Raw genomic sequence first — 12,413 nt, 5'->3', positions numbered from 1 at the left:
TGCGGCTCAGATGGCGTTGCCGACCAACACTGCAACGGGGGCGACGGCCTTGGCCGAAACATCTGCTTCGAACAGCAGGTCGATATCCAGCTTGATGCGTCCGTTGCTGGCGATAAACTGCGTTAATTCCTTGCGCTGTTCGTCGGTGAGGTGCAGTTTTAATTCCTGATCTTGATACGGGGTCGGTTTCGACATGGCGTTCTCCTTGCAGAAAGTAAGCGTTGACACGAATTCGATTGCTGGCATGAGTACTAACTTAGCGATGAATGCTCAATTGGAGTTTGAGTATTATCAAAGGTGTCTGGCATGCCTAAAATGAACTATAGTCGCTGGCTGCCACTAGAAATACGCACTTTGTAACGCTTGAGATCGGGAGCGGCGGGTCGCCGTGGCCAGCGCGAAACCCGATCGTGCAAAGCGTTTATAATCAGGCCATGACTATCAAAAAATCGCCGCAGACCACACTCGTCCATACCGACTACCAGGCGCCGGAAGGCTTTGCCGCTTTCCCTGGCGCCATCCATCATGCCTCGACGGTGCTGTTCAAGAACGTGGCGGCCATGCGCTCGGGCGACTGGAAAGAGAAGAACGCCTATACCTACGGCCTGCACGGCACGCCGACCACCTTCACGCTGGAAGCGCGCCTGGCCGAGATCGAGGACGGCAAGTACTGCCTGCTGGCGCCCAGCGGCCTGGCGGCGATTGCGATGGTCGACTTCGCGCTGCTCAAATCCGGCGACGACGTGCTGTTGCCGGACAACGTCTACAACCCCAACCGCGAGCTGGGACACTGGCTGTCGGCCGATTTCGGCATCAGCGCGCGCTACTACGATCCGCTGATCGGCGAGGGCATCGCGGCGCTGATCCAGCCGAACACCAAGCTGATCTGGACCGAGGCGCCAGGCTCGGTGTCGATGGAAGTGCCGGACCTGCCGGCCATCTGCAAGGCGGCGCACGAGCGCGGCGTGGTGGTGGCGCTGGACAACACCTGGTCGGCCGGCCTGGCGCTGCGCGGCTTCGAGCTTGGGGTCGACATCATCATGCAGGCGTTGACCAAGTATCAGTCCGGCGGTTCGGATGTGCTGATGGGCGCCGTCATCATGCGCGACGCCGCGCTGCACGAGCGGCTCAGTCTTTCGCATATGCGGCTCGGCATGGGCGTCGGCGCGGACGACGCCTACCTGGTTTCGCGCGGCCTGCCGACCATGCGTCTGCGCTTCGATGCGCACGACGCGGCGGCGCGCAAGCTGGCCGCGTGGCTGCAGGCGCGCCCGGAAATCACCAGGGTGCTGCATCCGGCCTTTACCGATTGCCCCGGCCACGAAATCTGGAAGCGCGACTTCAGCGGCGCCGGCGGCTTGTTCTCGGTGCTGTTCGACGCCCGCTATACCGAGGCGCAGACCGACCGCTTCATCGATGCGCTCAAGTTCTTCAAGATCGGCTACAGCTGGGGCGGCGCCAACAGCCTGGTGATGCCTTACCGTATCCAGCACATGCGCAAGGGCTGGCAGGACAAGGGCGTGCTGGTGCGCTTCAACGTGGGCCTGGAGGATGTCAACGATTTGATCGCGGACATCGAGCGCGCGCTGGGAGCGCTGCAATGAGCCGCTTCTGGAGCGATGTGGTCCACGGCCTGACGCCGTACACGCCGGGCGAACAGGTGCAGATGCCCGGCCTGGTCAAACTGAACACCAACGAGAATCCTTACGGCCCGTCGCCCAGGGCGATAGCGGCGATGCAGGCGGCCGTCGGCGACCAGCTGCGCAAGTACTCCGATCCCGGCAACGCCGTGGTGAAGGACGCCGTGGCGCGCCGCTTTGGCCTGGGGCGCGAGCAGGTCTTCATCGGCAACAGCTCGGACGAGGTACTGGCGCATACCTTCCATGCCTTGCTCAAGCACGAGCTGCCGTTGCTTTGCCCGGACATCAGCTACAGTTTCTATCCAACCTATTGCAGCTTGTATGGCATCGAGGCGGTGCAGGTGCCGCTGAACCAGCGTTTCGAGATCGACGTCGAGGACTATCGCCAGCCGTGCGGCGCCATCATCATCGCCAATCCGAACGCGCCGACCGGCATCGCGCTGCCGCTGGAACGGATCGAAGCGCTGCTGGCCGACCATCCCGAGCAGGTGGTGGTGATCGATGAAGCCTACGTGGACTTCGGCGGGCAAAGCGCGATTGCGCTGCTGGGGCGCTACGATAATCTGCTGGTGATCCAGACGCTGTCCAAATCGCGCTCGCTGGCCGGGCTGCGGGTCGGCTATGCCGTCGGCCATCCGGAACTGATCGCGGGCCTGGAGCGTGTGAAGAACAGCTTTAACTGCTATCCCCTGGGCCAGGTGGCGCAGGCCGGCGCGGCGGCCGCGCTCGACGACCTGGCCTACATGGAGCAGACGTCGCAAGCCATCATCGCCACGCGCGCATGGCTGGCCGCGCAGATGCAGGCGCTGGGCTTCGAGGTGCTGCCGTCGGCGGCCAACTTCATCTTCGCCCGCCATCCCGGTCACGACGCGGCGCAGCTGGCGGCGGGCTTGCGCGAGCGGGCGATCCTGGTGCGCCACTTCAAGCAGGCGCGCATCGATCAGTTCCTGCGCATCTCCATCGGCACGGACGAAGAGTGCGCGAAACTGGTCGACGCGTTGAAAGCGATATTGCCGGCGGAGTGACGCTGGTTTAAGCGCGGATGTCGGCAGGCTCGTTGCGGTTGATGCGTTGTATCCCGACGATCAGGCGATAGGCCTTCCACAGCCATGCGCCCAGCCAGACCAGGTAGGCCAGGGGGATGCCGATGATGGTGACAAACAGCAGCGCGCCAACGACGACCCACGCCACATACCACCAGAACGAGCGGATCATCCAGCTGTGATGGCTGTAGACGAAGGTGCCCTCGGTGGAAGGGCGCTGCAGGTAGTTGAGCGCCAGCGGAATGACGGAAAACAGGCCCAGTGAAAAGAGGAAGCTCACCGCATGCAGGATGTAGAGCCACCAGGCGGTGGTCTTGGCCGATTCGATGCGGCCGTCCAGTATCAGTTCTTGCGACATGATCAGTCCTTTGCTTGAGTGGTGGTTTTTAGTATAGCCACAGAGCGGGATCTGCGGCGCACGTGGCAAAGTATCATCTTTGGCCGCAGCCTGCCAGTGTCCGCAGCGAGCAGGCCGCGCTATCGATGTCGACCAGGCGCAGCCTCATAGCTAAACCATGCCTTGCTCCTTACAGCGGTCGAACCGGGATGCAGATGTCCAGTATCATCGCACCGGTCTTCGGATCCATCGCCCGGTCGGACCTGAACATTTCGAAGCAAGGGCGGTCGTCGCACTGCAAGCCGCTGGAGGGCAGCCAGTTGCGGGTCATCCAGGTCCAGGCGTCGGCGATCTCCGCAGGCTGTCCTTCGAAATGACCGACGGCGTAACGGCCGCCGGGCAGGGTGGCGATGTCGGCCGAGCCGGTGGCGGTGAAGCCATCCGGCACGGTGACGCAGGCATCGTAGCGGCACTTGTCGGGCGGCGTGATGCTCGGGTCGTCGTAGCCGACGCCGTAGCAGACCTGCTGCTCCAGGCCGTGCGACTGTATCCACGGCGACACCGTGCCGCGCCAGAAGGCGCCGATGCCGGGACCGTAAGGGCCGATGTGGCGGTGATAGGCGACCCGCGCGGCGGGCAAATCGATCACTTTAACGTCCATATTGAAATCTCCTGATTCGTGGTTGGAGATGTCATCGTCGCCGATGCCGGTTTGCGGCGTCTGATCGTAGTTGCTCAACACCTGATCCAGATTGCTCTGCGCGCGGCGGCCGCCGCCCAGCGCTTGCGAAGCCAGCCGCTGCTGGGTGTCGCGCCGCCACTCGGTGGGCGTGCAGCCGAACCGCAGCTTGAAGGCGCGCGCGAACGCCTCGCCGGAGCCGAAGCCGCTGGCCAACGCCGTTTCCAGCACCGATTCGGCCGGCTTGCAGCTCAGGCGGAACGCGGCTTTTTCCAGCCGGCGGCGGCGCGCGTAGTCGCCCAGGGTTTCGCCCATCCACGACTGGAAAATGCGGTGAAAGTGGAAGCGCGAGAAGTTGGCGACGTCGGCCAGCTGGGCCAGTTCCAAGGGCTGGTCCAGATGGGCGTCGATGTGGTTCAGCACGCGGTTCATGCGCCGCGCATATTCGGCGCGCGGAGACTGGTCGTTGGGGAGGCTCATTTGGACTAAAATCTATAAAATACAACAATGATGATTATATAAGGAGCGACCGTGGCTGCGAAAACTTCGGTGCTGTTTGTCTGCATGGGGAATATCTGCCGCTCGCCAACGGCGGAGGGCGTGTTCCGCCATCGCGTCGAAGCGGCCGGCCTGGCCGAGCGCTTCCTTATCGATTCCGCCGGCACCCACGGCTATCACGTCGGCGAACCGCCCGATGCGCGCTCGATGGAGCATGCCGCCAACCGCGGCTATGATTTGTCGGCGCAGCGCGCGCGCAAGGTGGCGGCCAGCGACTTCGAAACCTTCGACCATGTGCTGGCGATGGACCACGATAACCTGCGCCTGCTGGAGGCGGCGTGCCCGTCGCAGCACCGGCACAAACTGGGGCTGTTCATGGCGCACGCGCGCCGCAGTCCATCCGATGTGGTGCCCGATCCCTACTACGGCGGCGGCCGCGGTTTCGACCTGGTGCTCGACTATATCGAAGACGCGTCCGATGGCCTGATCGCCGCGCTGAGCGAGAAATAAAGGGATTGCGAAAAAAATAAGTTGGTGGCAGCATACGGCGGTTGATCGCCAATTGAGAGCGATCCGCACCGGGAGATAAAATATGTCGCAACATCGCAAGTGGATGCTGTCCATGGGCTTGGCTACGGCCGTGCTGCTGGGTGGCGCTGTGCAGGCGCAGGATCTGAAACGTCTCGAAACGCTGGTCGACAAGGCCGTCACCCAGGATCATTTTTCCGGCGCGGTGCTGGTGGCCAAAGGCGACCAGGTCTTGCTGGACAAGGGCTACGGCTCCGCCAACCTGGAATGGAACATCCCCAATTCGCCGAGCACCAAGTTCCGCCTGGGCTCAGTGACCAAGCAGTTCACGGCCGCCAGCGTGCTGCTGTTGCAGGAGCGCGGCAAGCTCGCCGTCTCCGACCCGGTCAGCAAATACCTCGGCGGCCTGCCTGCCGCGTGGAGCAAGGTAACGATCTTCCAGCTGCTGAACCACACCTCGGGCATCGCCAATTTCACCGCGACCAAGGAATACCAGGCGATAGAGCCGTTCACCAAGAAGCCGGAGGAATCGGTGGCGCTGGTGCGCGACAAGCCGCTGGAGTTTGAATCCGGCTCCCGCTTCAACTACAGCAATACCGGCTATGTGCTGCTGGGCGCCTTGATCGAGAAGGTCAGCGGCCAGACCTACGACGCCTTCGTGCGCCAGAACATCTTCGAGCCGCTCGGCATGAAGGACAGCGGCTACGACTGGAACGCCAACGTGCTGCCGAACCGCGCCGCCGGCTATGCGCGCGGCAAGAAGGGCATGAACAACGCCGGCTTTATCAACATGAGCGTCCCGCACGCCGCCGGCGCGCTGTACTCCACCACCGGCGACCTGCTGCGCTGGCAGCGCGGCCTGTATGAAGGCAAGCTGCTGTCGCCGGCGTCGCTGGAGGCGATGACCACGCCTTACCACTCCGGCTACGGTTTCGGCCTGGCCATCCAGCAGAAGGACGGCGGCAAGGAAGTGGGCCACGGCGGCGGCATCGAAGGCTTCGCCACCGAGGTGCGCTACCGCATGGCCGACAAGGTCAGCGTGATCGTGCTCAGCAACGTCGAAGGCAGCCAGCTCGACGCGCTGACCGCCGGGCTGACCGCCACCGCGCACGGCGGCCACTATCTGATGCCGGCGGAGCGCAAGGAGATTGCCTTGTCGGCCGAACAGATGGCCGCCATCGCCGGCACCTACAAGATGGCGGACGGCCGCCGCCTGTGGCTGCGCACCAGCAACGGCGGCCTGACGACCCAGCTGCAAGGCCAGGCGTCGCTGCCGATTTATGCCGAGTCGGCGGACAAGCTATTCCTGCGCAAGGTCGATGCGCAGCTGGCGCTGCATCGCGACGCGGCCGGCAAGGTGGAGGCGGTAACGTTGCTGCAAGGCGGCCGCAATCTGCGCCTGCCGCGCGTGGACGAAGCGGCGCCCGCCGATGACAGCCCGGCTGCCGCTCAATAAGGAGACGGCATGAACTTCAAATCTGTTCATGGCCGCTCCGCACCATGCGACGCGGCGAATACCGGGCCGCCCAGATACGAAAAATAGAAGCGTTGCTGAGCGGTCGATAGCAGCACGCGGTGAGCGCGCAGGAAGTCGCGGCCCAATACCATCTGGTGATTCCTGGGGGCGATGTCGCCGTCCGCCGACTCCAGGACCGTGATGCGCGGATGGTTGATCTGTTCCTCGCCGATGGCGAAGCTGTCGAAGGTGGTGATCCATGATTGCCGGGTTTGTCCGTTGAGACCGCGCAGCTTGCTGCCCTTGCGGGTGCCGGCGGCCGCGGGATCAAAGCCCAGGCGCTCGGCGGTGCGTTGGTCTACCAGCGAAATGGTGGCGCCGGTGTCGATCAGGGCCATCAGCTTGCTGCCGTTGATCTCCACCGGCACCATGGCGCGGCTGTCGTGGGCGGGAATGTCCAGCGGCACGTCCAGCGCTTTGGGGTCCCAGTAGGCCAGCGACTTGTCGTCGCAGCCGGCGCCACGGAAGAACCTGAGCTGCTTGTCCGCCAGCGCGATTTCCAGGTCGGCTTGCAGCAGGTAGTCGGCGCCGATGATGCCGCCGTAGCCGGGAAAGTCGTAGCCCTCGACTACGGGGAACCAGGTCCGGCGCACCCGCGCAGGGCCGATGATCACTTCTTTCGGACGCGCCGAAAAGATCGCGGCGCGTCCTCCCACGCCAAGCACAACCTCGCGGCTGCGGATGAGGGTTACTTGCTGGCGGTCGAGTTCTGCGCGCGTCAGCAGGGTCTTGAAGGCGCCGGTGTCGATCAGCATGTGCACAGACTTGCCGTTGATTTGCGCGTCCAGGTAGGGCGTGTCGGAAAAGCGTTCGTCCACGCCGATGTCCAGCGCAGCCAATTCGGTATAGCGGCATTCGGTGGCGGCTTGGCTGGCGACGGCGGTCAGCAACAATGGCATGCAAAGCAGGAAGCGGATCATGGATCAAGTAAGCTGTTGGCAGACATTGATGTTATCATTTTGGCTAACTTTTGTGCTTAACATCGACGATATGATTAAAAATGATATGGCAGGTCCGGCCTCGCCGGCACCCGCAACGCTGGTAGTTGTGGGGCCGCAGGTGATCGAAGTCCTGGGGGCGCGCATGCAAACCGCCGACCAGCTGCTGGCGTTCCTGGCCGAGCACAAGATCGAGCGCATCGAGCTGAGGACCGTGGCCGACGACGAGCCGGATGACGGGACGCCGTTCTACGAAAGAATCGGCAAGGTCATTTATTCATCGACGCGCCGTGGCATCGAGATCGTGCGGGTTGACGGCAGAGATGCGCCGGGCATAACGTCCGCACCCGCATAACTACCGTTCGTCCGGCGGCAGCCGCCGTCCGTCGGATGTTCCGTGCAAATGGTGGTTTTTTGTCTAAAGTGTAGCCATTGCCATCCACATTGTGAGCGATGGCGATATCTACCTGGATGGGAAATATCATGCGTACATTGGTGTGGGCATTGCTGCTGGGCTGCTGCATTTCAGGCGCCGCAGGCGCGGCCGAGAAGCCGTTGCAGGAGACCGACTTGCAAGAGTTTAAGGGCCAGTACGATCTGGCCGACGGCCGGACCTTGACGGTCACCCAGCATCGCAAGAAACTGTTTGTGCAGATGAACAACGGCCCGGAGGTCGAACTGGAGCCGGCGGGCAAGAGCGTGTTCGTCACCCGTTGGGGCGGCTTGCGCGTGGAGTTCGACCAGCGCGACAACGGCAACGTGGCCGGGGTTCGCCTGTTGGGACCGGAGCAGGTGGCGCGCCGGCAGGATTGAGCCGGCGCCCGCTTCTTAGGTCAGCAACGGCAGGATGCCGTCCAGGCCGACGAAGTTGAGCGCCACGTTGGCCTGCTCGCGCACCACCGGCTTGGCGCGGAACGCCACCGACATGCCGGAGATGCTCATCATCTTCAGATCGTTGGCGCCGTCGCCCATGACGATCGCCTGCGATGGTTCGATGCCCAGCTCCGCGCACACGCGTTCGACGGTGCGCTGCTTTTCTTGCGCATCGACGATGCCGCCCACCACGCGGCCGGTCAGGCGGCCGTCGACGATTTCCAGTTCGTTGGCGTGGGTGTAGTCCAGGCCCAGGCGCTCTTTCAAACGCGAGGTGAAGAAGGTGAAGCCGCCCGACACCAGCAGCGTTTTCAGGCCGGCCTGCTGCACCGCCTTGAGCATGGTTTCCGCGCCCGACGACAGTTGCAGGCGCTCCTCATACACGCGCTCCAGCGCTGACGCCTCCAGGCCTTCCAGCAGCGCCACGCGGCGCTTCAGGCTCTCGGCGAAATCGAGCTCGCCGCGCATCGCCGCCTCGGTGATCTCGGACACTTGCGGCTTGAGGCCCTGCATGTCGGCGATCTCGTCGATGCATTCGATGGTGATCAGCGTCGAGTCCATGTCCATCGCGACGAGCTTGAATTCGCTCATCTTGTGGATGCCGATGGAATAGGTGGCGTCCAGTTGGGCAGCCTGGGCCGCCACTTCGATGGTCTGGCGCAGCGCCGGCGAGAAGCTGATGCCTTCGCAGCGCAGCGCCCGTTCGTTCAACCAGGTGATGTTTTTCGGCGCCGTCAGCGCCGCGATGCGTTCCAGTCTGGCCTTGCAGTCGTCCAACCCTTGCAGCACAAGATTCATAGTATTTTTTGCAGTCTTCATAAATGCGTATAGCGTTTTTTGGGCTAAGCGCCCAAGTTACGTGTTTAGGCTCAAGCGGTCAACTGTTTGATCGCACCTTTGATCTGGGCGACACGTGCCGCCAGGTCGGGCATGGAGGCGGTGATCTTCAGTTTGTCCTGGCCATTGAGCTTGATCTGGCGGTTTTTCTGTATCAGCTCGATGATGCGCATCGGGTCGATCGGCGGCTTGGCCATGAACTGCAGGGTGGCCGCTTCGCCATGGGCGTCGATCTTGACGATGCCCACGGTCTTGGCGGCGATCCGCAGGCGGTGGGTCTCGATCAGGGCCCTGACGGGGTCGGGCAGCTTGCCGAAACGGTCGATCATCTCTTCCTGCATGTCGTCGATCTTGTCCAGGACGTTGCAGTTGGCCATGCGCTTGTAAATAGATAGCCGTTCGTGCACGTCGCCGCAGAAATCTGCCGGCAGCAGCGCCGGCACGTGCAGGTTGATCTCGGTGGTGGTGGCCAATGGCGCCGCCAGGTCCGGCTCCTTGCCGGCCTTGAGCGAGCGCACCGCCTCGTTCAGCATGTCCGAGTACAGCTGGAAGCCGATCTCGGTCATCTCGCCGGACTGGTTGTCGCCCAGGACTTCGCCGGCGCCGCGGATCTCCAGGTCGTGCATCGCCAGATAGAAGCCGCTGCCCAGTTCCTCCATCTGCTGGATCGCGTCCAGGCGGCGCTGCGCCTGCTTGGTCAGCGACTGCACGTCGGTCACCAGCAGGTAGGCGTAGGCCTGGTGGTGCGAACGACCGACCCGGCCGCGCAGCTGGTGCAGCTGCGCCAGGCCGAACTTGTCGGCGCGGTGCATGATGATGGTGTTCGCGGTCGGCACGTCGATGCCGGTTTCGATAATCGTGGTGCACAGCAGGATGTTGTAGCGCTGCGCCACGAAGTCGCGCATCACCTTTTCCAGGTCGCGTTCGTGCATCTGGCCGTGGGCCACGGCGATGCGCGCCTCCGGCAGCAGCTCGGTCAGCATCGCCATGCGGTTCTGGATGGTCTCGACCTCGTTGTGCAGGAAGTAGACCTGGCCGCCGCGCTTCAACTCGCGCAGGCAGGCTTCGCGGATGATCGATTCGCCTTCGCTGCGCACGAAGGTCTTGATCGCCAGGCGCTTCTGCGGCGCGGTGGCGATCACCGAGAAGTCGCGCAAGCCTTCCAGCGCCATGCCCAGCGTGCGCGGGATCGGCGTGGCGGTCAGCGTCAGCACGTCGACTTCGGCGCGCAGCGATTTCAGGGTTTCCTTCTGGCGCACGCCGAAGCGGTGCTCCTCGTCGATGATGACCAGGCCGAGGCGGGTGAACTTGACGTCGTCCGACAGCAGCTTGTGGGTGCCGATGACGATGTCCAGCGTGCCGTCGGCCATGCCCTTGATCGCCTGCGTGATCTCCTTGCCGGTGCGGAAGCGCGACATTTCGGCGATGCGCACCGGCCAGTCGGCGAAGCGGTCGGCGAAGGTTTGCGCATGCTGTTCGGCCAGCAGCGTGGTCGGCGCCAGGATCGCCACCTGCTTGCCGCCCATGACGGCGATGAAGGCCGCGCGCAGCGCCACTTCGGTCTTGCCGAAGCCGACGTCGCCGCACACCAGGCGGTCCATCGGCTTGCCCGAGGTCATATCCTTGATGACGTTGTTGATCGCTTCCTGCTGGTCCGGCGTCTCGTCGAAGCCGAAGCTGTCGGCGAAGCGCTCGTAGTCGTGCGCCGAGTATTCGAACGCGTGGCCCTGGCGCAGCGCGCGGCGGGCGTACAGGTTGAGCAGCTCGGCGGCGGTGTCGCGCACCTGTTCGGCGGCGCGGCGCTTGGCTTTTTCCCACGCGCCGGAACCCAGCGCATGCAGCGGCGCGTCTTCCGGCGAGGCGCCGGAGTAGCGCGAGATCACGTGCAGCTGCGATACCGGCACATACAGCTTGGTGTCCTTGGCGTATTCCAGGTGCAGGAATTCGGTCTCGCCTTCGCCCAGGTCCATGCTGGTCAGGCCCATGTAGCGCCCGATGCCGTGGTTGATGTGCACCACCGGATCGCCGATCTTCAGCTCCGACAGGTCGCGCACCATCGATTCGACCTGGGTGACGGCTTCCTGCTTCTTCTTGCCGACGCGGCGGCCGGAGCCGGCATACAGCTCGGTCTCGGTGATGAAAATCAGGTTCTCGTTGGGCGTCGACAGCTCGAAGCCGGCGTGCAGCGGGGCCACGCCCAGCATCAGCCTGGCGCCGGAGGTGGCGAAGCCTTCGTAACCCTCGGCCGGCGTCAGCGCCAGGCCGTATTCGGTGAAGTACTGTTGCAGCGTTTCGCGGCGGCCGTTCGATTCGGCGCAGATCATCACGCGGCGCCCGGCCGGCAGCAGGTAGGCGCGCAGATTGGTCAGCGGGTCTTCGCTGTGGCGGTTGACGGCGATGTTGGGCACCGGCGCCGACAGCTCGGAGGCGCCGCTGTCGGCGTCTTTCGAGATGACCAGCCGGCCGTAGGGCTTGGCCAGCGTGAAGAACTGCTCGTCCGACAGGAACAAGGCTTCCGGCGCCATGATGGGGCGGTCGCGGTCGGATTTCAGGAAGCGGTAGCGCGAGCCGGTGTCGGTCCAGAAGCGCTTGATGGCGGCGTCGATGTCGCCCACCAGGGCCAGCGCCGCGCCCCGCGGCAGGTAGTCGAACAGCGTGGCCGTCTCTTCGAAGAACAGCGGCAGGTAGTACTCGATACCGGCCGAGGCGATGCCGCTCTTGATGTCCTTGTACACCACCGAGCGCGACGGATCGCCCTCGAACTGCTCGCGCCAGCGGTTGCGGAAGGTGGTGCGCGCCGCCTCGTCCATCGGGAACTCGCGGCCCGGCAGCAGCCGCACCTCGTTGACCGGGTACAGCGAGCGCTGGGTGTCGGCGTCGAAGGTGCGGATGGTTTCGATGGTGTCGCCGAACAGGTCGAGCCGGTAGGGCAGGGCGGAGCCCATCGGGAACAGGTCGATCAAACCGCCGCGCACCGAGTATTCGCCGGGCGACATCACCTGCGCCACGTGGGTGTAGCCGGCCAGCGTCAGCTGCGCCTTCAGGCGCGCTTCATCGAGCGACTCGCCTTTTTTGAAGAAGAAGGTGTAGGCCGCCAGGAAGGACGGCGGCGCCATGCGCACCAGCGCCGTGGTGGCCGGCACCAGCATCACGTCGCACTGGCCGCTGGAGATCTCGTGCAGCGTGGCCAGGCGCTCGGACACCAGGTCCTGGTGCGGCGAGAAGGCGTCGTAGGGCAGGGTTTCCCAGTCCGGCAGCAGGTGGCAGCGCAGCTGGTCGCCGCCGAACCATGGGATCTCGTCCAGCAGGCGTTGGCCGTCGCTGGCGTTGGCGACGATCACGGCCAGCATCTGGCCCTGGGATTTGAGTTCGAGCGCGGCAAGCGCCAATGCGTAGGCGTCCGACGAGCCGTGCAGCGCAGGCAGGGCGAAGCGGGTGCCGGGTTTTGGTAGGGAGTTTTTTAAGACCAGGGACACAACACACATTCAACGGTTAATGAGACCTCAATGCACCGCCAGAGGGGC

The 12,413-nt window shown here is 64.0% G+C and carries 12 protein-coding genes; 6 read left to right on the top strand and 6 right to left on the bottom strand.

Annotated elements, in window-relative coordinates:
• Positions 1-6: 6 nt before the first annotated feature.
• A complete protein-coding gene (locus tag AC1RMD_RS28800) occupies positions 7-195 on the bottom strand; it encodes a hypothetical protein (protein WP_492931877.1) in 189 nt (62 codons plus the stop codon).
• 239 nt (positions 196-434) lie between these two features.
• Between AC1RMD_RS28800 and AC1RMD_RS28795 the strand changes: the two genes are divergently transcribed.
• Complete coding sequence (locus tag AC1RMD_RS28795; RefSeq protein WP_492931875.1) at positions 435-1,604, top strand: cystathionine beta-lyase; 1,170 nt, start codon at positions 435-437, stop codon at positions 1,602-1,604.
• Positions 1,601-2,665 (top strand): histidinol-phosphate transaminase, encoded by a 1,065-nt coding sequence (gene hisC, locus AC1RMD_RS28790; protein ID WP_492931873.1) that lies wholly within the window; start codon positions 1,601-1,603, stop codon positions 2,663-2,665. Before AC1RMD_RS28795 ends, hisC begins: the two co-directional genes overlap by 4 nt.
• Before the next feature lie 7 nt (positions 2,666-2,672).
• Here hisC and AC1RMD_RS28785 read toward each other — a convergent pair whose 3' ends face one another.
• Positions 2,673-3,041, bottom strand: a complete 369-nt coding sequence (locus tag AC1RMD_RS28785) for a DUF4870 family protein (RefSeq protein WP_492931871.1) — start codon at positions 3,039-3,041, stop codon at positions 2,673-2,675.
• 169 nt (positions 3,042-3,210) lie between these two features.
• Positions 3,211-4,179, bottom strand: coding sequence for an AraC family transcriptional regulator (locus AC1RMD_RS28780; protein ID WP_492931869.1), 969 nt, complete (start codon positions 4,177-4,179; stop codon positions 3,211-3,213).
• Between the two features lie 51 nt (positions 4,180-4,230).
• Here AC1RMD_RS28780 and AC1RMD_RS28775 point away from each other — a divergent pair, with 51 nt between their 5' ends.
• On the top strand, positions 4,231-4,707 hold the full coding sequence (locus tag AC1RMD_RS28775; protein ID WP_492931867.1) for a low molecular weight protein-tyrosine-phosphatase: 477 nt from the start codon (positions 4,231-4,233) through the stop codon (positions 4,705-4,707).
• A gap of 82 nt (positions 4,708-4,789) precedes the next feature.
• Positions 4,790-6,181: a serine hydrolase gene (locus AC1RMD_RS28770; protein ID WP_492931865.1), complete on the top strand. Its 1,392-nt coding sequence runs from the start codon at positions 4,790-4,792 to the stop codon at positions 6,179-6,181.
• 26 nt (positions 6,182-6,207) lie between these two features.
• Here AC1RMD_RS28770 and AC1RMD_RS28765 read toward each other — a convergent pair whose 3' ends face one another.
• Entirely contained in the window at positions 6,208-7,140 is a 933-nt protein-coding gene (locus AC1RMD_RS28765; RefSeq protein ID WP_492931863.1) for a retroviral-like aspartic protease family protein, read from the bottom strand.
• A gap of 19 nt (positions 7,141-7,159) precedes the next feature.
• On the opposite strand from AC1RMD_RS28765, the gene AC1RMD_RS28760 reads away from it, so the two are divergent.
• Positions 7,160-7,534, top strand: a complete 375-nt coding sequence (locus AC1RMD_RS28760; RefSeq protein WP_492931861.1) for a hypothetical protein — start codon at positions 7,160-7,162, stop codon at positions 7,532-7,534.
• A 128-nt stretch (positions 7,535-7,662) separates the two neighbouring features.
• Positions 7,663-7,992, top strand: coding sequence for a DUF3471 domain-containing protein (locus tag AC1RMD_RS28755; protein WP_492931859.1), 330 nt, complete (start codon positions 7,663-7,665; stop codon positions 7,990-7,992).
• A gap of 15 nt (positions 7,993-8,007) precedes the next feature.
• Here AC1RMD_RS28755 and serB read toward each other — a convergent pair whose 3' ends face one another.
• Positions 8,008-8,850 carry a phosphoserine phosphatase SerB gene (gene serB, locus AC1RMD_RS28750; protein ID WP_492931857.1) on the bottom strand — a complete coding sequence of 281 codons (843 nt, stop codon included), beginning with the start codon at positions 8,848-8,850 and terminating at the stop codon, positions 8,008-8,010.
• A gap of 71 nt (positions 8,851-8,921) precedes the next feature.
• The gene (gene mfd, locus AC1RMD_RS28745; RefSeq protein WP_492931855.1) at positions 8,922-12,374 is read right to left on the bottom strand and encodes a transcription-repair coupling factor; all 3,453 of its coding nucleotides are present in this window, start codon (positions 12,372-12,374) and stop codon (positions 8,922-8,924) included.
• Positions 12,375-12,413 lie beyond the last annotated feature (39 nt).

It is taken from the genome of Duganella sp. GW822-FHT06D06, from assembly GCF_058799615.1.
The sequence above is the reverse complement of the archived record's forward strand: the minus strand, read 5'-3'. Positions and strand labels throughout refer to the sequence as shown.

What these genes read in the sequence shown, in the direction of transcription:
- AC1RMD_RS28800 (WP_492931877.1), bottom strand. Translation starts at nt 195, where the DNA reads ATGTCGAAACCGACCCCGTATCAAGATCAGGAATTAAAACTGCACCTC.
- AC1RMD_RS28795 (WP_492931875.1), top strand. Translation starts at nt 435, where the DNA reads ATGACTATCAAAAAATCGCCGCAGACCACACTCGTCCATACCGACTAC.
- hisC (WP_492931873.1), top strand. Translation starts at nt 1,601, where the DNA reads ATGAGCCGCTTCTGGAGCGATGTGGTCCACGGCCTGACGCCGTACACG.
- AC1RMD_RS28785 (WP_492931871.1), bottom strand. Translation starts at nt 3,041, where the DNA reads ATGTCGCAAGAACTGATACTGGACGGCCGCATCGAATCGGCCAAGACC.
- AC1RMD_RS28780 (WP_492931869.1), bottom strand. Translation starts at nt 4,179, where the DNA reads ATGAGCCTCCCCAACGACCAGTCTCCGCGCGCCGAATATGCGCGGCGC.
- AC1RMD_RS28770 (WP_492931865.1), top strand. Translation starts at nt 4,790, where the DNA reads ATGTCGCAACATCGCAAGTGGATGCTGTCCATGGGCTTGGCTACGGCC.
- AC1RMD_RS28765 (WP_492931863.1), bottom strand. Translation starts at nt 7,140, where the DNA reads ATGCCATTGTTGCTGACCGCCGTCGCCAGCCAAGCCGCCACCGAATGC.
- AC1RMD_RS28760 (WP_492931861.1), top strand. Translation starts at nt 7,160, where the DNA reads ATGGATCAAGTAAGCTGTTGGCAGACATTGATGTTATCATTTTGGCTA.
- AC1RMD_RS28755 (WP_492931859.1), top strand. Translation starts at nt 7,663, where the DNA reads ATGCGTACATTGGTGTGGGCATTGCTGCTGGGCTGCTGCATTTCAGGC.
- serB (WP_492931857.1), bottom strand. Translation starts at nt 8,850, where the DNA reads ATGAATCTTGTGCTGCAAGGGTTGGACGACTGCAAGGCCAGACTGGAA.
- mfd (WP_492931855.1), bottom strand. Translation starts at nt 12,374, where the DNA reads ATGTGTGTTGTGTCCCTGGTCTTAAAAAACTCCCTACCAAAACCCGGC.